General features: G+C 67.4%; 15 protein-coding genes. 8 read left to right on the top strand and 7 right to left on the bottom strand.

Going from position 1 to position 18,196, the window contains the following annotated elements; genetic code table 11:
- Positions 1-19: 19 nt before the first annotated feature.
- Positions 20-202 (top strand): hypothetical protein, encoded by a 183-nt coding sequence (locus C1O66_RS02210; protein WP_102766352.1) that lies wholly within the window; start codon positions 20-22, stop codon positions 200-202.
- Between the two features lie 142 nt (positions 203-344).
- Here the strand turns inward: C1O66_RS02210 and C1O66_RS02205 are convergent, their stop codons facing one another.
- From C1O66_RS02205 to C1O66_RS02195, 3 genes are all read right to left on the bottom strand, one after another.
- Positions 345-1,205, bottom strand: a complete 861-nt coding sequence (locus tag C1O66_RS02205; RefSeq protein WP_165794425.1) for a substrate-binding periplasmic protein — start codon at positions 1,203-1,205, stop codon at positions 345-347.
- Between the two features lie 67 nt (positions 1,206-1,272).
- Positions 1,273-2,544 carry an MFS transporter gene (locus tag C1O66_RS02200; RefSeq protein WP_102766350.1) on the bottom strand — a complete coding sequence of 424 codons (1,272 nt, stop codon included), beginning with the start codon at positions 2,542-2,544 and terminating at the stop codon, positions 1,273-1,275.
- A gap of 28 nt (positions 2,545-2,572) precedes the next feature.
- Positions 2,573-3,973, bottom strand: a complete 1,401-nt coding sequence (locus C1O66_RS02195) for a DNA recombination protein RmuC (RefSeq protein ID WP_102766349.1) — start codon at positions 3,971-3,973, stop codon at positions 2,573-2,575.
- A gap of 140 nt (positions 3,974-4,113) precedes the next feature.
- Here C1O66_RS02195 and C1O66_RS02190 point away from each other — a divergent pair, with 140 nt between their 5' ends.
- The 6 genes from C1O66_RS02190 to C1O66_RS24180 all read left to right on the top strand — a co-directional run bounded on the left by C1O66_RS02190 (position 4,114) and on the right by C1O66_RS24180 (position 12,991).
- Positions 4,114-8,406 carry a hypothetical protein gene (locus tag C1O66_RS02190; protein WP_102766348.1) on the top strand — a complete coding sequence of 1,431 codons (4,293 nt, stop codon included), beginning with the start codon at positions 4,114-4,116 and terminating at the stop codon, positions 8,404-8,406.
- Positions 8,407-8,448: 42 nt separating this feature from the next.
- A complete protein-coding gene (locus C1O66_RS02185) occupies positions 8,449-9,417 on the top strand; it encodes a DMT family transporter (RefSeq protein ID WP_102766347.1) in 969 nt (322 codons plus the stop codon).
- A complete protein-coding gene (locus C1O66_RS02180; RefSeq protein WP_102766346.1) occupies positions 9,414-9,836 on the top strand; it encodes a PACE efflux transporter in 423 nt (140 codons plus the stop codon). Before C1O66_RS02185 ends, C1O66_RS02180 begins: the two co-directional genes overlap by 4 nt.
- A 614-nt stretch (positions 9,837-10,450) precedes the next feature.
- A complete protein-coding gene (locus tag C1O66_RS02170) occupies positions 10,451-10,945 on the top strand; it encodes a hypothetical protein (RefSeq protein WP_102766344.1) in 495 nt (164 codons plus the stop codon).
- A 742-nt stretch (positions 10,946-11,687) separates the two neighbouring features.
- Positions 11,688-12,533 (top strand): glycoside hydrolase family 19 protein, encoded by an 846-nt coding sequence (locus C1O66_RS02165; RefSeq protein WP_102766343.1) that lies wholly within the window; start codon positions 11,688-11,690, stop codon positions 12,531-12,533.
- Between the two features lie 44 nt (positions 12,534-12,577).
- Entirely contained in the window at positions 12,578-12,991 is a 414-nt protein-coding gene (locus tag C1O66_RS24180; protein ID WP_102766342.1) for a VOC family protein, read from the top strand.
- Positions 12,992-13,021: 30 nt separating this feature from the next.
- Here C1O66_RS24180 and C1O66_RS02155 read toward each other — a convergent pair whose 3' ends face one another.
- From C1O66_RS02155 to C1O66_RS02140, 4 genes are all read right to left on the bottom strand, one after another.
- Positions 13,022-14,008 (bottom strand): 2-hydroxyacid dehydrogenase, encoded by a 987-nt coding sequence (locus tag C1O66_RS02155; RefSeq protein WP_102766612.1) that lies wholly within the window; start codon positions 14,006-14,008, stop codon positions 13,022-13,024.
- A gap of 15 nt (positions 14,009-14,023) precedes the next feature.
- Positions 14,024-15,451 (bottom strand): sodium:proton antiporter, encoded by a 1,428-nt coding sequence (locus tag C1O66_RS02150; protein ID WP_394341015.1) that lies wholly within the window; start codon positions 15,449-15,451, stop codon positions 14,024-14,026.
- Positions 15,452-15,464: 13 nt separating this feature from the next.
- Positions 15,465-16,187: a nitroreductase gene (locus tag C1O66_RS02145; RefSeq protein ID WP_102766340.1), complete on the bottom strand. Its 723-nt coding sequence runs from the start codon at positions 16,185-16,187 to the stop codon at positions 15,465-15,467.
- A gap of 115 nt (positions 16,188-16,302) precedes the next feature.
- Positions 16,303-17,250: a histone deacetylase family protein gene (locus tag C1O66_RS02140; protein WP_102766339.1), complete on the bottom strand. Its 948-nt coding sequence runs from the start codon at positions 17,248-17,250 to the stop codon at positions 16,303-16,305.
- Positions 17,251-17,494: 244 nt separating this feature from the next.
- Between C1O66_RS02140 and C1O66_RS02135 the strand changes: the two genes are divergently transcribed.
- Positions 17,495-18,052, top strand: coding sequence for a phasin family protein (locus C1O66_RS02135; protein WP_102766338.1), 558 nt, complete (start codon positions 17,495-17,497; stop codon positions 18,050-18,052).
- Positions 18,053-18,196 lie beyond the last annotated feature (144 nt).

Genomic DNA, 18,196 nt, shown 5'->3' with positions numbered 1-18,196 from the left:
AGACGTTTCAGCAGTTCACATGACAAACTATTTCAGCGGTAAGCAGGTGTTACTGGCGCCCGTTTGGGCGCCCATCCTGGCCCTGGCCTTGGTGGCCGGCAGCCCCGAAGCGACCGCCGCCGAGTCTGGCGACGCGCCGAAACAAAAGCCGCTTGTTCGCGTTCAGCTCCAGGCCCATATCCACGGCCCTGCCCTTTCGTAGATTCCTCAAGTCCGTCTGCAGCGGGCTCCCCAGCAGTCAGCCTCCCTGCACCAGAACCCAGTCGCTCACGAGCGGCCGGCCGAAGCCCAGACGATCAAGCCCCTGCAACCGAGAGAAAGAAAGAGTGTGTGTGAAGGGGCGCTCAATCCGCACTCAGCTTCAGGTATTTGGCCACCAGCCGCTCCTGCTCGCCCTGGCGGATCTCGCCCAGGGCCCGCCAGATGCGGGCGCTGAGCTTGGGGTGGCGCTGGTGGAAGGCATGGCTGATCTGCAGGAAGTAGTCCTTGCTCATCAGCGGTGGCTCCAGCTTGACGATGGCGCGGTCGAATTCGGGCGTGTTGCGCAGCACATGCTCGGCCGCTTCGCTGAGCTGGGCAAAGCCATGAGCGCGCCCTGCCAGCAGCATGCGGAACGCGACCTCGGCTCGGTCCACCTCGGACACGCTCACGCCGGGCAGCTTGCGCAGCTCATCGATGATGGCGTAGCCGCGCATGGCCACCAGCTCCAGCGGCCGCTCGGGGCCGGTGAAGCGCTGGCCGTCCCAGCTCAGGCCGGCGTCAGCCCGCGTGTAGAGCTTGTAGCTCTTGGTGTCGATGCGCAGCGCCCGGTCGGGCTGGCCGTTCTTCATGGGATACAGGCCGATCTTCAAACGCTCGGGCTTGAAGCTGCTTGAGAAGATGGCATCCACCTGGCCGGCTTCCAGCTCGGCCAGGCAGCGCGCCCAGGGCCGGCGCAGCAGCTGCACGCGGATCTCGCCGCCCAGGCGGGCCGGCAGCATCTGCACCATCTCGACGATGATGCCGGGGTTCTCGGCCGGCACGGTCAGGCTGCCGGTGTGGTCGGGGCTGTCCTTGTCTTCGAAGGCGATGCGGAACTCGATGCCGCCGCCCTTCGCCGGCAGCTGGGCATGCACATGGCGGGGCCACAGCGCCGGCACGCCGACCGGCAGCAAGACCAGGGCGCACGCCAAGCGGCGGCGGCCTGAGGAGCCAGGATTCGCCATGATGTCTGCACCTCTCCCCGGCCACGCTTGCATGGAGGCAGCCGTTTGAACCAGTATAGGTTCGCGGCTAGCCTTGCACGCGCTCTTCGGTCGAGGCCAGGGGCTCGCGCGCCAGTTGGCGGCTCAAGGCGCGGGCCGGCAGCTGCGCCAGCAGCAGCACACTTGCCATCAACCACATGGGTGCGGCCGCCACGCTGGCCGCCGCCAGCAGGCCGAAGCCCACCGGCATGGCCACGGTCGCGCCATTGGTGGCCAGCATGCGCAGGCCCAGGGCCTGGCCGTGGCGTTCATGTGGCGTGACCTGGTGCAGCATGGACAACACCATGGGCTGCACCGAGCCCAGGGCCAGGCCCAGCAGGGCCGAGCCCACCATCAGGCCGGCCGTGCCCGGCAGCCAGTAGTAACCGGCCAGCACCACGGTGGCCAGCAGCATGGCGCTGCGCAAGGCCTTGAGCTCATCGAGATGCTGAGAGAAGCGCACGATGGCCAGACGCACCACCGTGGCCGCCACCGCAAAGCTGCCCAGCACCACGCCGATGCTGGAGGCACTGAGGCCACGCGCATGGCCGACCACCGGCACGACAAAGCTGTGCGCATCCCAGCACGCAGCCAGCACCACATTGAGCAACAGCAGCTGACGCAGGGCCGGCTGGCGCAGCAGGTCCCAAGCCGGGCGGGCACGCTGGGCCGCGCTCTGGGGCTTGGGCGGATGGCTCGGCACGCGCCGGGCCATGAGCCAGCACAGCAGGGGCAGCAAGGCCGCCAGGGCGAAAGCCGCGCGGAAGCTGACATGGTCGATCAACAGCCCCGCCACCACCGGCGCCAGCGCATTGGACAGCGCCGGCCCCAAAGCCACCCAGCTGAACACACGCTTGAGCTGCGAGGGGTCGTCGGCCATCAGCCCGGCCTCGCGCTGGATGGCCACGGCCGCCACGCTGAGCGCACCGCCGCTGAGCAGGCAGCTGAAGGCAATCGTCCAGACGCCCTGCCAGGCCAGGGCCACACAGGCGCCGAACAAGGCCATGCTGACGCCGATGCCCACCGGGCGGTGGAATCCATAGCGGTCGGCCTGGCGCCCGGCCCACAAGGCCAGGGCCATGGGCGCCACGGCAAAGAGGCTGAGCAAGAGGCCCACGGTCCACTCGCCATAGCCCTGATCGAGCACCCAGAGGCTGGCCGCCACGCGGGTGCTGGCCATGCAGGCATGCAGGGTGATCAGGGTGGCGATCAGCCAGGGAAAGGCGCGGCGCAGGGCGGCCGCGCTGGCCTGATGGGCCAGGGTGTCTGGATCGGCGGGGGGATCGCTGGCGGAATCGGTGGAGTTGGGGTCGTGGGTCAAAAGATCGTGCTTTCGAAGAATGGCGCCTTCAAACAGCTGAAGGCGGTCGTTCTCCTCCTCGACGCGGTGCCTCCTCGGCACCACCTCCGCCGCCGCTGAGCGGCTCCTCGTCCCCCGGCAGGCTCAGGCGCAGCAGCTGCTGGGCGGCATCGTCCGGCAGTGCTTCCACGCTCTTGAGCTTGCGTGTCATGACCCGCGTGCGGGTCTCGGCCGCATCGATGGTCTGGCTGGCTTCATCCAGCTTTTTCTTGGTCTTGGCCAGCACCTCGCCGAACTTGCCGAACTCCGTCTTGACGGCGCCCAGCACCTCCCAGACCTCGGCCGAGCGCTTCTCCAGCGCCAGGGTGCGAAAGCCCATCTGCAGGCTGTTCAGCGTGGCCAGCAACGTGGTCGGGCCGGCCAGCATGACCTTGTGCTCGCGCTGCAGCGCCTCCATCAGGCCGGGCCGGCGCAAGGCCTCGGCGTAGAGGCCTTCGGTGGGCAGGAACAGGATGCCGAAATCGGTGCTGTGCGGCGGGGCGATGTACTTCTCGCGGATGCTGCGCGCCTCGGTGCGCAGGCGCTGCTCGATGGCCTTGGCGGCGGCCTCGGCGGCGGGCGCGTCGGCGCGGTCCTGGGCATCGAGCAGGCGCTCGTAGTCCTCGCGTGGGAACTTGGCGTCGATGGGCAGCCAGAGCGGCTGGCCGTCCTGGCGCTGGCCCGGCAGGCGGATTGCAAACTCCACCCGCTCGGCGCTACCCGGCCGCGTGGCCACGTTCGCCGCGTACTGCTCCATCGTGAACACCTGCTCCAGCAGGCCGGCCAGTTGCACCTCGCCAAAGATGCCGCGCGTCTTGACATTGCCCAGCACCCGGCTCAGCGAGCCGACATCGCGCGCCAGGCCCTGCATCTCGCCCAGTCCCTGGTGCACCTGCTCCAGGCGCTCGGCCACCTGTTTGAAGCTCTCGCCCAGGCGCTGCTCCAGCGTGGCGTGCAGTTTTTCGTCCACGGTGGCGCGCATCTGTTCGAGCTTTTTCTCGTTGTCCTGCTGGATCAGGCCCAGGCGCTGGTCCACGGTCTGGGCCAGGGCGCGCAGCTGTTGGCCGAGCTGCTCGGCCAGGCGCTGGCCGGCGGCGTCCTGCGCCTCGCGGGCGGCAATCGCCTGCAGGCCCAGGGACTGGTTGCTCTGCTGCAAGCCCTGGCTCAGCGCCTGCTGGAAGCGGCCCAGGCTTTGCTGCAGCTCCTGCCGCGTGGCGGCGCTGCTGCGGCTGAGCTCGTCACGCAGCTCGCGCTCCAGGCGCTCATTGCCTTGGCTGAGCTGCTGCTGCAGGCGCAGCAGGGTCGGGTCTTGTTCGCCCACCTGGCTGGCTGGCCCCTGGCGCCAGAGCAGGAACAGCGCCAGCAGCATCAAGACCAACAAAGACAGCAAGAGCAACTCGACAAGACTCATGCCTCGCATTGTCTCAGCCATGGCGGCAGCGGCTCGCGCTACGGGCGGTGGCCGCACATGCGCCTGGGGTTCTCCGCCGTGGTGTGCCGTGTGATCCGGCAGTTAAGCTGCGCGCTCTGATGGAGCCCAGGAGTGCTGGCATGAGCCTTGAATCCCAAACCTTGCAAGTCCAAGGCCGCATAAAGCAGCGCCTGCTGGGCCTGCTCTTGCTCGGCAGCAGCGCCTGGGCCGCCGCAGCCGGCGCCCTGAGCCCGCAAGAGCTGCCCCCGGCCTTGCGCGACTGGCTGCCCTGGGCCCTGCAAGGCCAGGAGAGCCAGCTCTGCCCGCTGCAGCCCGGCCGCCCCGGTGAGGCCGAGCTGCGCAACTGCCTCTGGCCGGCGCGGCTGGAGCTGCGCGCAGGGCCCGGTGGTGCCAGCTTCCGGCTGGAGGTGCAGGTCTATGGCACGGCCCAGCTGCTGCCCCTGCCCGGCGAAGCGGCCGACGATGCGCCGGGCGCGGGCTCCGGCAACAGCAAGCCCAGCCTCTGGCCGCAGGACGTGAAAAGCGCCGGCAAGCCCCTGGCCGTGGTGCTGGCCCAGGGCCGGCCCAGCGTGCGTCTGGAGCCGGGCCGCCACGTCATCGAGGGCCAGATCCCCTGGGCGCAGATGCCGCAAGGCCTGCTGCTGCCGCCCAATCTGGGCTTGCTCAATTTCTGGCTCGAGGGCCAGGCACAGAAGCGCACACCCGATGCCCAGGGACGGCTCTGGCTGAAGGCCAGCCGCGAGGACAGCGCCAGCAGCGAAGCCTTGAGTGTGCGCACCGCGCGCCTGATCGACGACCAGGTGCCCATGCGCATCAACACCCATATCGAGCTGGCCGTCTCGGGCCGCGCCCGCGAGCTGGTGCTGCCGCAAGCGCTGCTGCCGGGCCTGGTGGCCGAGGCGCTGAGCAGCGCCCTGCCCGCCCGGCTGCGCGAGGACGGTGCCCTGCTGGTGCAGGCCCGCCCGGGCCGCTGGACCGTGGAGCTGCTGGCCCGCGGCATGGCGCCCCCGCAGGCGCTGCAGCTGCCCGCCGCCGCGCCCAAGCCCGGCGAAAGCCCGCTGGGCGAGGAGGTCTGGGCCTTTTCGGCGCACAACGAACTGCGCGTGGTCAGCATCGAGGGCGTGCCCGCCGTGGACCCCAAGCAGACCGTCATGCCCGAGAGCTGGCAGAGCTTTCCGGCCTACCGCATGGCGCCCGGCGCCACCCTGCAAATCAAGCAAAGCCGGCGCGGCAACCCCGAGCCGGCGCCCGATCAGCTGCGCCTCACACGCCAGCTCTGGCTTGATTTCGACGGCCAGGGCTACACCGCGCAAGACCGCATCGAAGGCGAGCTGAGCCGCTCCACCCGCCTGGAGCTGGCCGCGCCGGGCGCCCTAGGCCGGGCCGCGCTCGATGGCCAGGATCAGCTGATCACAAGGCGGGGGCCAAGCGCTGCCGCATCGGCGCCGGCTCAGCCGAACGCCCCCGACGGCATCGAGGTGCGCCAAGGCACGGCCAACATCACGGCCGAGAGCCGCTGGGCCCGCGATGCGACCCTGCCGGCCAGCGGCTGGAGCGGTGATTTCCAATCGACCGGCACGGCCCTGCACCTGCCGCCCGGCTGGCGCCTGCTGCACGCCAGCGGGCCGGACCGGGTGGCTGGCTCCTGGCTGGGCGCCTGGTCGCTCTGGGACTTTTTCTTCGTGCTGCTCAGCGCTTTGGCCGCCGGCCGCCTGCTGGGCTGGCCGCGCGGCCTGCTGCTGGGCGCCGCCCTGGTGTGCAGCTGGCATCTGCGCGATGCGCCGCAGTTCCTGTGGCTGTTCTGGCTGGGCCTGATGGCCGTCAACAAGGCCCTGGGCAGCATGACCGACAAGTTCGCCCGCCTGGCCCTGCTGCTGCGCCGCGCCGAACAGGCCTGCATGGTGGCCATCGCCTTGTTGCTGCTGCCTTTTGGCGTGGACCAGCTGCGTTATGCCATGTATCCGGCCTTGGACCAGCCGGCCATGACGCATGGCCTGCCCCAGGCTGAAACAGCAGTGCCTGCGGCAGCCCCGCCCTTCATCCCGCCGCCCGAGATGGCCGAGCCCGCGCCTGCCGGCTCCAGCTACAGCCGCCTCAAGGAAGCGGTCAGCGATGCTGCGCCCGTGCCTCAAAAGGAGCCGCGCCGTTTGGACCAGGCCGACCCCAGCGCCCGCGTGCAGACCGGCCCCGGCCTGCCCAGCTGGCATTGGCAAGAGCATGCCCTGGTCTGGCAAGGCCCGGTGCAGGCCGATCAGGCGCTGCAGCTCTACCTGCTGCCGCCGGCCGGCACAGCGCTGCTGCGCGTGGCCAGCCTGCTCTTGATGCTGGCGGCCCTGCTGGCCCTGGCCAGCGGCCGCACGGGTCAGCCCTGGTGGCCGCGGCGGGCAGGAACCGGCGCTGGCACCAGCGCCGCACTGGCCCTGACCTTCGCGCTCGGCTTGAGCCTGCCTGCCGATCCGGCCCATGCCGAGAATGAGCCGGCCAAGCCCGCGCCTTCGGAGAAAGCCCAGAAGCCCACCGGCCTGCAGCCGCCGTCCGATGCCTTGCTGGCCGAGATGCGCCAGCGCCTGCGCCCCGCCCCGGATTGCCTGCCGCGCTGCGCCGAGCTGGCGCGCCTGAACTTGCAGGCCGAAGGCTCGCGCGTGCTCTTGCGCCTGGAAGCCCATGCTCAGGCCGACGTGGCCCTGCCCCTGCCCGGCCAGGCCGGCGCCTGGCAACCGAGCCAGGTGCTGCTGGACGGCCAGCCCGCGCCGCTGCGCCGCGATGCCCAGGGCCAGATCTGGATCGCACTGAAAGCCGGCATCAGCCAGATCAGCATGGAGGCCGATCTCGGCGCCGCGCCGATGCAGGAGCTGGACATCAGTCTGCCCCTGCCGGTGCGAGAGCTGAAGAGCCAGCTGCGCGGCTGGCGCTTGCAAGGCCTCAATGCCCAGGGCCTGCCCGGCGCCGCGCTGAGCCTGCTGCGCGAGCAGAGCGCAAGCGATGACAAAGAGGCAGCGGGAGCCGATGCACAGAACAACCCGCGCGATGCCCTGCCCGCCTTTGTGCGCATCCAGCGCCAGCTGGAGCTGGGCCTGCGCTGGACCGTGCACACCCGCATCGAGCGCATCGCGCCCAGCCGCGCGCCGCTGCGCGTGCAATGGCAGCTGCTGCCCGGCGAGGCGGTGCAAGACAACAGCGTGCAGATCAGCGAGGGCCTGGCCAGCGTGCAGCTGGGCGCGGCCGAGGTGCTGGAGTTCGACAGCGAGCTGCGCCCGCAAGCGAAACTGACGCTGAAGAGCCACCCGGCCACCCAGCAGATCGAGCAATGGGCGCTGGACGCTTCGACGCTCTGGCATGTCGAACACCAGGGCCTGGCCCCGGTGGTGCACCAGCAAGGCGGGCGCTGGCAGCCGCTGTGGCGGCCCTGGCCCGGCGAGCAGCTGACGCTGAATTTGAGCAGACCGGCCGGCGTGGCCGGCCCCACCCTGACCTGGGACCAGGTGCTGACCGAGGTGACGCCCGGCGCGCGCAGCAGCGACTTCAAGCTCAGCGCCACCCTGCGCTCCAGCCTGGGCGGCCAGCAGACCCTGCAGCTGCCCGCAGGCGCGGCCCTGCAAGGCCTGAGCCTGGACGGCGCCGAGCTGCCCCTGCAAGCCAAGAACGGCGCCCTGCAGCTGCCCATCACCCCGGGCGAGCACCGGCTGGAGCTGCGCTGGCGCGCCGACGATGGCGGCATGGGCTGGTGGTTCCGCAGCCCCAGCGTGCAGCTGGGCGCGGCCGGCGTGAACGACAGCCTGCAGATCCATGTGCCGGGCGACCGCATCGTGCTGGCCCTGGGCGGGCCGCTGCTGGGCCCGGCCGTGCTGTTCTGGGGCGCGCTGCTGGCGGTGGCGATTCTGGCCCTGGGCTTGAGCCGCGTGCCGGGCCTGCCGCTGAAGCTCTCGGCCTGGCTGCTGCTGGGCCTGGGCCTGGCGCCGGTGACCCTGTCCGGCCTGGCCTGGGTGGTGGCGGGCTTTCTGCTGCTCTTGCTGCGCAAGCGGCATGGCCCCGGCCTGGCGCGTGGCCCCTTCATCGGCCTGCAGCTGCTGCTGGGCTTCTGGGCCCTAGGGTTTGTGGCGGTGCTGCTGCAGGCGCTGCAGGTCGGCCTGCTGGGCCTGCCGGATCTAATGATCACCGGCCATGAATCGAATGCCAGCCTGCTGCGCTGGTACGCGGATCGATTCAGCGCGGGCGCCGGCACCGCGCAAGCCTGGGTGATCAGCGCGCCGCTGTGGCTGTACCGCCTGGCCATGCTGCTCTGGGCCCTGTGGCTGGCCGCCTCGCTGCTGCGCTGGCTGAAATGGGGCTGGGAGTGCTTCAGCGAAGGCGGGCTGTGGCGCGAGGCGCCGCCTCGCAAAGCCGCGAGCCCCAGGGGCGGTGCTGACAGCTGAACCCTGCGCAAGCCGCAACAACACCACAAGGCACACCTCTTGATGAATCCAAGCACACAGCAGCCCAGCCAAGGCCAGGCCCTCTTGGGCCTGCTGGCGGCCTGCTCGGCCGGCATGCTCTGGGGCACCGGCGCCTTGGTGGTCGATGTGCTGGTCAGCCGGCACGGCTTTTCGCCCGAGAACATTTCCTTCTGGCGCTTCAGCGTCGGCGCCCTGGTCTTGCTGGCCGTGTACGGCCGGCAGATCGACTGGGCCGCGTTGAAAAGCCTGTGGCTGACCCTGGTGGCGGCCGGCGCCGCCATGGCCGGCTATGTGCTGTGCTGGTTCTTAGGGATAGAGCGCATCGGCCCTTCGGTGCCCACCTTGATTGCGCTGTGCCTGCCGCCCGTGCTGGTGACGCTGATCGGCCTGGCCCGGGGCACCGAGGCGCCGGGCTTGGGCCTGTTCGCTGCCCTGTGCGCGGCCCTGGCTGGCACAGTGATGTTGGTGCTCGGCCATGGCGCCGGCATCGATGTCGGGCACACGCAAAACCTGTGGATCGGTGTCGCCTTCTCGGTGGCATCGGCGCTGCTGTACACGGGCTTCACGCTGGTGAGCTCGCGCCTCTCGGTGAGCATGGGCCCCGGCCCATCGAGCGCCTGCCTCACCGTCATCGCGGCAGTGAGCACCAGCCTGTTCGCGCTGATCCGCCCGTTTCACTGGCCCGACTCGATTCCGCCGCAAGCCTGGTTTTTGTACCTGGGCCTGGTGACTGCCGCGCTGGCCTTGCTGGCCTTCAGCTGGGGCGCGGCACGCCTGAGCCCCAGCACCCTGACCGTGGCCACCTTGATGGAGCCGCTGACCGCCGTGCTGCTCTCAGCCTTGCTCCTGAACCAGAGCTTGAGGGCCAGCCAATGGCTGGGCGGCGCTTTGCTGCTGGTCAGCATCTGGGTGCTGGGGCGGCGGCAGGCCGCCGTCACAGGCAAGAAGGCCGGGCAAAACCCGCCGTCCTGCGACACTCCGGGCCCATGACCCCCCGCCAACGCCGCGTCCTTCAAGCCCTTTTGTACGAAGCCATCGCCGTGGCCATGGTCGGCCCGGCCGTCGCATGGATGTTTGCCACCTCCCTGCAGTCTTCGGCCCTGCTGGCCCTGGCCATGTCCAGCATCGCCCTGGCCTGGAACTATGTCTTCAACGCCCTGTTCGAACGCTGGGAGGCGCGTCAAACGGTCAAGGGCCGGTCCTTGGGTCGACGCCTGCTGCACGGCATCGGTTTCGAAGGCGGGCTGGTGCTGTTCCTGGTGCCGCTGATGGCCTGGTGGCTGGATATCAGCCTGCTCGAAGCCCTGATCGCCGACCTGGCCATCCTGGCGTTTTTCTTCGTCTACGCGATTGTCTTCACGTGGGCGTTTGATCGGGTGTTTGGGTTGCCGGAATCGGCCAAGGCATGAGCAAGGGAGTTTGGGGAAATCGGAGCGCCAAATCAGATGCAACCCTGTGATGCTTTTGTCGTTCTTTTGGTAGCCCTTTACCCGATCCCCAAGAGAAGGAAACAATGCCAAATCAAGCGCTTGCCTCAAGCAATCGATGCTTCGAGCCGTTGATGACGCCGAGGTTCGGTCGTAATTTTGTCGTCCAAAATTAGCGTCAAAGCGCATGCCCGAAACTTTCCTCGCCGAGATCCACCTGCTATCTGCGGAGGATGGAGGGCGCGTCGGCCCTTTGGTGTCGGGCGAATGGCGAACTGTCCTCGGCATCAAAGACGAGCATTGGTCTGCGCGAATGCAGTTTGATGATGCCCCTGCGCCGGGTGAATGCTTTCGAGCGACGGTCCAGTTGCTCGTCCCAGAAGCTAAGCAGCACTTCCTCGCAGGCGCCAAATTCACGGTGTGGGAAGGTGGCACGAAGGGAGTCGGTCATGTTTTGCCCCCTGCGCTTTAACCTTTTGGTCAAGCGGACCTGCGCCAGCTACGCTGGATGGTCCGCTTACCGCGAACGTTCGACCTCACATGACGATATGCTCGTCGGAGAATTTTCAACGACAACTCACACGAGGAGAACACGAATGAGTCAAATACTGGCGATCCTTTCAGCAATAGCGCTCTCGATTTCGATCACTGGCTGCAGCCTTGCACCCATAGCCAAAGAGCTGCCTCTAGCGGCAGGTTCACCGATGGCTCCTTCAACCGAAGCCAACCTTGGCAAGGTCGTGTTCCTGAACGAGAACCCAAAGATCTACCGCAATGACTCCGACTTGCGCAACGTACATGGGCTGGACCGTGACCTTTGGAAAATGGCAGGAACAGGGCGCATCAACATCGCGGTGAACGGTAAGGGGCTCGGACAAGTGCACGTTGGGGAGTTCCTTGCTACCCTGCTTCCGTTTGGCACCTACGAAATTACTCTAGTGCACCAGGACATGGTCAACTTCGAGTCGAAGCATCAACTGGTGGTGAATACGCCTCACAAGCTCGTCGCGGTCTTCCCAACAATCACCTCCAACACCTTGGAGGTTGTTCCCGCAAGTCGCGGGCTTGGCGAGTACAAAGAAGCCAAGTAGTTAAGTTGGCGAGTGCCTCCACCATGAGGTCAAACCCCTCCATCGAACTGACAGTCACAAGAGGGCGTCGCCCCTTGTGAGTGCATCTAGTGTCAAGCCTCAGCCCTCACACGAGGCTCGGCCTCATAACTCTCAAAGCCAGACCCAGTCCAAGCTGTGGAACTAGCCACGGGCACTCCGCTTGGGCTCAATCGAATTCATCCATCGTTCACCCTCTGAGAGGAGAGGCTTGTGCACAGTACTTTCATCAGGCGGGCATGCGCCAATGGTTCTGGCTCACCCTCTTCTTTCCATCTGGGATCTTCTTTGCATTTCACTGGGCACTCGGCCTCGCTATGGTTCTTGTCGGCCTTGGCCTGACGCTGATCGCTCTGAATCGATTCGGCGCTCTCGAATCCGGGCCAAAGCATGGCTAGGCTTGTTATGCGCTAGCGGAGACTGTGGCCGACTTTGTCCCTCCAGCAGTCGGGCAATGGCGAGCCATCCGAAGGCACGCTTCTTTCTGAGCCGATGGCTTCGAACCAGCGCGAGCCGACGCGCTTCGCTGAGTGCTTCGAGAGAAATCGAATAGGCCGCGAGGCAGGGTATAGCACTGCAGCATGGCCGACTCATACCCATTGCAGCGCGATGAGCTAGGGGTTGGTCGAAGCTGCTTCGCCCCCGATGATGAGCCCGGCACTGCGAGGCCGACTGACGCCGGCGCTGCAGCTGAATGCCAACCATCACCCGGAGCCCCACCGCCATGACACTTGCCATCACCGCAGAACACCTGGCCCAGATCGCTGGACGCAAGACGGCCCTGATGCCGGCCCTGGCCGAGTGGATGAACCTGCTGTGCCCGCAGTACCAGATCGACACGGCCCAGGAGTACGCGCATTTCCTGGCCCAGGCCTGCCATGAGACCGACCATTTCAAGACCTTGCGCGAGTACGCCTCGGGCAGCGCCTACGAGGGCCGGGCGGATCTGGGCAACACGCAGGCGGGTGACGGGGTGCGCTTTCGCGGCCGCGGCATTTTTCAGACCACGGGGCGGGCCAATTACCTGCAGCTGGGCATCAAGAAAGGCTCGCGCGATCTGTTCATCAACAAGCCGGAGCTGCTGGAAGAGCCCGAGATGGCGGTCTGGAGCGCCTGCGAGTACTGGCTGACCCGCAACCTCAATGACGCCGCCAACCACCCGGACAGCGACCGGCTGAAGAAAAAATACAAAGGCGCAGTGCTGGACCTCTCGCCGGTAGAGTTCATCAGCTACACCGTCAACGGCGGCAACCGCGGCCTGGAAGAGCGCAAGGCTTTCTACGCCAAGGCACTGGCGATTCTGAGCGAGGCTGAAGCGGGCAGCCGCGAGATGCCTGCCATGCCGCCGATGGCGGGGCTGGCCGCAGCGGGCAAGAGCAATAAAGCCAAGAGCAGCAAGGCCAAGGCCGAGAAAGCCGAGAAAGCCGAAAAGGCGGAGAAGGCCAGCAAGCCCAAGAAGACGGACGCCAAGGCCGCAGCCAAGGCAGCCCCCAAGCCCGACAGCAACAAAGCCAAGAAACCCAAGGCTGCGGTGCGAACCGTCAAGGCCAAGGCCAAAGCCAAAAACTGAGGCCAAATCACGACAGCCCTATTTCCGGCGAGGCAAGACCCCTCATGAACAGCGACACGCCCGTTAGCAGCCCCAGCCGGGTCACCGGCATCGGCGGCATCTTCATCAAATCCAGCCAGCCCGAACGGCTGCGCGACTGGTACCGGCGCCACCTGGGTATCCCCGTCGAGGCCTGGGGCGGTACGGCCTTTCGCTGGCGCGGCGAACACAACCCCGAGGGCCAGGGCAGCACGGTCTGGAGCATTTTTGATGCCGCCAGCAGCTACTTCGACCCCAGCCCCGCCCCCTTCATGGTGAACTACCGCGTGGCCGATCTGCATGCCCTGCTGGCCCTGCTGCGGGCCGAGGGCTGCCAGGTCGACGACAAGGTGGATGAATCCGAATACGGCAAGTTCGGCTGGGTCATGGACCCCGACGGCAACCGCATCGAACTCTGGCAGCCGCCCGAAGGGCAATGACTGCCACCCCGGCTGGCTCGGGCTGCGGGCTCAAAACGAGTTCAGCAGACTCGGCATCGGACGGCCACTGAAAGCCGCCAAAAGGTTTCGCTCCGCCAGCTCGCACATCGCCCGCCGCGTCGGCACCGAAGCGCTGGCGATGTGGGGTGTGAGCACGACATTGGCGCAGGCCAGCAGGTCCGGGTGCACCTGGGGCTCGCGCTCGAAGACATCGAGGCCGGCTGCGGCCAGTCGACCTTGCTGCAGGGCGCGGGCCAGGGCCACATCGTCCACCACGCCGCCGCGGGCGATATTGGTCAGGGTGGCGCTGGGCTTCATCAGGGCCAGGTCTTGCTCGGCCACCAGGTGGTGGGACGCCGGCGTGTAGGGCACGACGATGACGAGGTGATCGGCCTCGCGCAACAGCGCCTCCTTGCTGACCCAGCGGGCGCCGATGGGCGCCTCCTGCTCGGGCGCGAGGCGGCTGCGGTTGTGATAGATCACCTTCATGCCAAAGCCCAGGGCGCCGCGCCGTGCGATGGCCTGGCCGATGCGGCCCATGCCGAGGATGCCCAGGGTGGTGCCGTGGATGTCGGCGCCAGCGAACAGGTCCACCCGCCATTGCTTCCAATCGCCACGGCGCAGGTAATGCTCGCTTTCGCTGATGCGCCGGGCCGCGGCCATCATCAAGGCGAAGCCGAAGTCAGCCGTGGTTTCGGTCAGCACATCGGGCGCATTGCTGACGCGCACGCCGCGCGCGCTGCAAGCGGCCAGGTCCACATTGTTGTGGCCCACGGTCATCAGGCTGATGACGCGCAGCTCGGGGCAGGCGTCCAGCAGCTCGGCCGTGATCTGCTCGGTGCCGGAGGCGAGCAGCCCCAGCTTGCCTTGCAGTCGCTGGCGCAAGGCTTCCGGGCTCAGGGGCTGATCGTCATCGGCGTAGTCGAGGTCAAAGGCCTCGGCCATGCGCGCGGCGATGTCCGGAAAGATGCGGCGGGCCAAGAGCACGCGCGGTTTGGGGGCGGCAAGGTTCGGCATGAAGAACACCACTCCTCAGAACCAGATCAGGCTCATCACAAGAAACAAGGGGGTCAAGACCGCGCCCGACCAGGCCATATAGCCAAAGAAGCTGGGCATGGCGATGCCGCGCTCTTCGGCGATGGCTTTGACCATGAAGTTGGGCGCATTGCCGATGTAGCTGTTGGCGCCCATGAACACCGAGCCGGCCGAGATGGCCACCAGCGTGGGCGCCAGCGTCGTCATCAGCTGCGCCGCATCACCCCCGGCCAGGTTGAAGAACACCAAATAAGTCGGCGCGTTGTCCAGGAAGGACGAGAGCAAGCCGCTGAACCAGAAGTAGGCCCAGGGCATGGGCTGGCCATCGGGCGCGGTGACGGCGCGGGTGACGGCGGCAAACGCCCCCTGCTCGCCCGCCTTGAGCATGGCCAGCACCGGCGCCATGGTCACGAAGATGGCGGCAAAGAGCTTGGCCACCTCCAGCATGGGCGCCCAAGAAAACTGGTTGCGCGCACGCACATCACGGGGCGTCAGCACGACCGAGGCCAGGGTCACCAGGATCAGGGCGCCATCGCGCAGCAGGGCCGGCAGGCTCAGGCTCACGCTGCCGAGCTGCCAACCCGGGTGCGCCGGCTTCCACAGCCCGCTCATCAGCACCAGGCCCACCACCACGCCGAGCAAGGCGAAGTTCAGGCCGCCCTCGATGCCGAAGCGGTGGTCGTCCGGCGTGGGGTCGCGCGGCAGCACGCCTTCGCGGCGGTAGAAATGGCGGTCCAGCCCGTAGAAGATGGCCAGCAGGCTGCCCACCATGAACAGGGTCTGCGGCGCCAGATGCTGCAGGGTCCAGAAGAAGCTCACGCCTTGCAGAAAACCCAGGAACAGCGGTGGGTCGCCCAGCGGCGTCAACGCGCCACCGGCATTGCTGACGATGAAGATGAAGAACACCAGCACATGGACGTTGTGGCGGCGGTTGTCGTTGGCGCGGATCAGCGGCCGCACCATCAGCATGGACGCCCCCGTCGTGCCCATCACGCTGGCCAGGGCCGCGCCGACTGCCAGCAGGCCGACATTGAGCCCCGGGCTGCCATGCAGATTGCCGCGGATGAAGATGCCGCCCGCGGTGGTGAACAGCGCCGTCAGCAGGATCACAAACGGCAGGTACTCGGCCACGGCGGTGTGCAGCAACACGCCGCCCGTCGTGCCGGCGCCCTCACGTGCCAGCAGCGGCAGCAGCAAAACCAAGGCCCAGCCGGCGCTGATCTTGCCGAAATGGCGGTGCCAGATCGCCGGCGCCAGCAAGGGCATCAGGGCGATGGACAGCAGCAAGCCCGCAAACGGCAGGCCCCAGATCGCGCCGAAACGGCTGCCGTCCAGATCGGCCGCCAGGGCCGGGCCGGCGGCGCCCGCCAACAGCAGCGCCGTGACCCGGCTGCCCCAGGTGCGCAAGACCTGGCCCCTCTTCACGCGCCCGCCGCGCTCAATCACGGTAGAAGCGCGTGAATTCGGCCACCGCTGCACGCTCGGTCAGCAGGCTGTTCTCCACCGCGGCGGGGTCGGCGTGACCGAGCGCCATGCCACAGACCACCATCTGGCTGGGCGCCAGCTGCAGCTCTTCGGCGATCAGGCGGTGGAACTGGGTGAATGCGGCCTGCGGGCAGGTGTGCAGGCCGCGGCCGCGCGCCGCGATCATCACGTTCTCCAGGAACATGCCGTAGTCCAGCCAGCTGCCCTGCTGCATGACGCGGTCGATGGTGAAGATCAGCCCCACCGGGGCATCAAAAAACTGGAAGTTGCGCGCATGTTGCGCCTGCATGCGGGCCTTGTCGGTCTTGGCGATGTTCAGCAGGCCATACAGATCCCAGCCCACCTTGCGGCGGCGGTCGATGTAGGGCGAGACCCATTCGGTCGGGTAGTAGGCGTATTCCTCCGTGTGCTTCGCCAACTCGGCCGGGTCGAGGTAGGCCGCCTGGATGCGGTCCACCAGGCGCTGGCGCGCCGCGCCGGTCAGCACATGGACCTGCCAGGGCTGGGTGTTGGTGCCCGACGGCGCCCGGGACGCCACGTTCAGGATCTCCTCGATCTGACTCTCCGGCACCTCGGTGGGCAAGAAGGCGCGCATGGAGCGCCGGGTCACGATGGCGGTGTCCACGGCGGCCGTGTCGGCGGGCGTGGGTTGCTGGAACAGATTGGGTGAGGTCATATAGCGCGCGCAGCGTCCGGGTGGGCAAAAGACAAAGAAGAAAGAGGCGTGGCCGAAACAGCCGACGGTTGGGGGAAATTCAACCACAAAGATTCAAGACGACCGGCCCCGGCTTTCACCGCAGCCGCCACGCCGCCCAGGCCCTGACCGCTTCGTTGAGCGTGTTGGCCTGCACTGCCACCGTGGTGGCGATGTCATGGCCGTAGCCGCCGGCCATGCTGAGGGCCACAGGGATGCCACGCTCGCACAGGGCGGAGAGCACGCGCCGGTCGCGTTCCAGCAGGCCGGCGCTGCTGAGCTTGAGGCGGCCCAGGCGGTCGCCTTCGTGCGGGTCGGCGCCGGCCAGGTAGAAGGCCAGGCCGGGCATGGCACCTGCGGCGGCATGGCGAGCCCAGATCTCTTCGAGCGCCTGGTCCAGCGCCTGCAGATAGGGCTCGTCACTGCAGCCATCGGGCAGTTCCACATCGAGATCGCTGCGCTCCTTGCAGGCCGGGAAGTTCTTGGCGCCGTGCATGGAGAAGGTGAACACGCTGTCGTCACCCTCAAAAATGGCGGCCGTGCCATTGCCCTGGTGGACATCGAGATCGATCACGAGCACGCGCAGCCGCGAATCGCCCGGCCACGCCTGCGCGCTCCACTGCTGCTGCATCAGGCGCGCGGCCACCGCGACATCGTTGAAGACGCAGTAGCCCGAGCCCCGGTCGGCAAAGGCATGGTGGGTGCCGCCGGCCATGTTCGCGGCCACGCCCTCGGCCAGGGCAGCGCGGGCTGCCGCAATGCTGGCGCCTACCGAATGAAGCGAGCGCGCCGCCATCGAGGGCGACCAGGGGAAACCGATCTCGCGCTGCTGGGCCGCGCTCAACCGGCCCTGCAACACCGCGTTCACATACTCGGGCGTGTGGACGAGGCAGAGTTCCGCCTCGCTGGCAGCCGGCGCCGGCGCCATGCGCAGCAGACCGGGCTCGGCCTCGAAAAGCTCGCGCAGCAGGCGGTACTTGCTGGCGGGAAAGCTGTGACCCGGCGGCAAGGCCAGGGAATGGGCGTCGGAATGAAAGGCCTGCATGGGTGCACACCATAGCGGGCGGTGGCATTCCGTGCCTGTCATGGGGGCGTCACCGCGCGGCGCCAAGCTGCGGAAGAAGGCAGGAATTCCGGCGAATCCCCCTAATTTGCTGCGCCGCAGCAAAAATGTCTTGCAAAGCCGCCCGGCATCCCTATACTTCGTTTTGTTGCAGTGCAACATTTATCGCTGTCGAACGATTTCATCCATCGAATCAACGGGGGTCACCCCCCATCAGGAGTGCTCCATGCTGACTACCGAACAAATCATCGCCGCCCACAAAGCCAATGTCGAAACCCTGTTTGGCCTGACCAACAAGGCTTTCGAAGGCGTGGAAAAGCTGGTCGAACTGAACCTGCAAGTGGCCAAGACCGCCCTGAGCGAAGTCGCTGAGTCGACCCACGCCGCCCTGTCGGTGAAAGACGCTCAAGAGCTGCTGGCCCTGCAAAGCGCCCTGCTGCAGCCCAGCGCCGAGAAGGCCGCTTCCTACAGCCGCCATCTGTACGACATCGCCTCCAGCACCAATGCCGAAGTGGCCAAGGTCGCTGAAGCCCAGCTGGCCGACATCCAGGCCAAGTTCTCGGCCGTGGTCGAAAACGCTGCCAAGAACGCACCGGCCGGCACCGAAAACGCCGTCGCCCTGGTGAAGAGCGCCGTCGCTGCCGCCAACAACGCCTTCGAGACCGTGCAAAAGGCAGCCAAGCAAGCCACCGAAGTGGCCGAAGCCAACTTCGAAGCCGCCACCAACAGCGCCGTCAAGGCCACCCAAACGGCCACCCGCGCTTCCAAGCGCGCTGCCGCCTGAGCCATCGCGCATCAGTTGTCTCCTCGGCACCGCTGAGGCCGGCCTCGCCGGTCCCCAAACGTGCCCTTCAAGCCCAGCATCCGCTGGGCTTTTTTTCATCTGTGAAGCTGTTCATGTAACCGCACACGGTGAACCTACGCCGTC

The organism is Paucibacter aquatile (genome assembly GCF_002885975.1).
GTDB lineage: Bacteria > Pseudomonadota > Gammaproteobacteria > Burkholderiales > Burkholderiaceae_C > Paucibacter_A > Paucibacter_A aquatilis.
The sequence above is the reverse complement of the archived record's forward strand: the minus strand, read 5'-3'. Positions and strand labels throughout refer to the sequence as shown.

Bases quoted from the DNA above. Each gene is read 5' to 3' on its own strand.
- C1O66_RS02140 (WP_102766339.1), bottom strand. From the start codon at position 17,250: ATGCAGGCCTTTCATTCCGACGCCCATTCCCTGGCCTTGCCGCCGGGT.
- C1O66_RS02190 (WP_102766348.1), top strand. From the start codon at position 4,114: ATGAGCCTTGAATCCCAAACCTTGCAAGTCCAAGGCCGCATAAAGCAG.
- C1O66_RS02155 (WP_102766612.1), bottom strand. From the start codon at position 14,008: ATGCCGAACCTTGCCGCCCCCAAACCGCGCGTGCTCTTGGCCCGCCGC.
- C1O66_RS02180 (WP_102766346.1), top strand. From the start codon at position 9,414: ATGACCCCCCGCCAACGCCGCGTCCTTCAAGCCCTTTTGTACGAAGCC.
- C1O66_RS02185 (WP_102766347.1), top strand. From the start codon at position 8,449: ATGAATCCAAGCACACAGCAGCCCAGCCAAGGCCAGGCCCTCTTGGGC.
- C1O66_RS02165 (WP_102766343.1), top strand. From the start codon at position 11,688: ATGACACTTGCCATCACCGCAGAACACCTGGCCCAGATCGCTGGACGC.
- C1O66_RS02195 (WP_102766349.1), bottom strand. From the start codon at position 3,973: ATGAGTCTTGTCGAGTTGCTCTTGCTGTCTTTGTTGGTCTTGATGCTG.
- C1O66_RS02135 (WP_102766338.1), top strand. From the start codon at position 17,495: ATGCTGACTACCGAACAAATCATCGCCGCCCACAAAGCCAATGTCGAA.
- C1O66_RS02145 (WP_102766340.1), bottom strand. From the start codon at position 16,187: ATGACCTCACCCAATCTGTTCCAGCAACCCACGCCCGCCGACACGGCC.
- C1O66_RS02170 (WP_102766344.1), top strand. From the start codon at position 10,451: ATGAGTCAAATACTGGCGATCCTTTCAGCAATAGCGCTCTCGATTTCG.
- C1O66_RS02205 (WP_165794425.1), bottom strand. From the start codon at position 1,205: ATGGCGAATCCTGGCTCCTCAGGCCGCCGCCGCTTGGCGTGCGCCCTG.
- C1O66_RS02210 (WP_102766352.1), top strand. From the start codon at position 20: ATGACAAACTATTTCAGCGGTAAGCAGGTGTTACTGGCGCCCGTTTGG.
- C1O66_RS24180 (WP_102766342.1), top strand. From the start codon at position 12,578: ATGAACAGCGACACGCCCGTTAGCAGCCCCAGCCGGGTCACCGGCATC.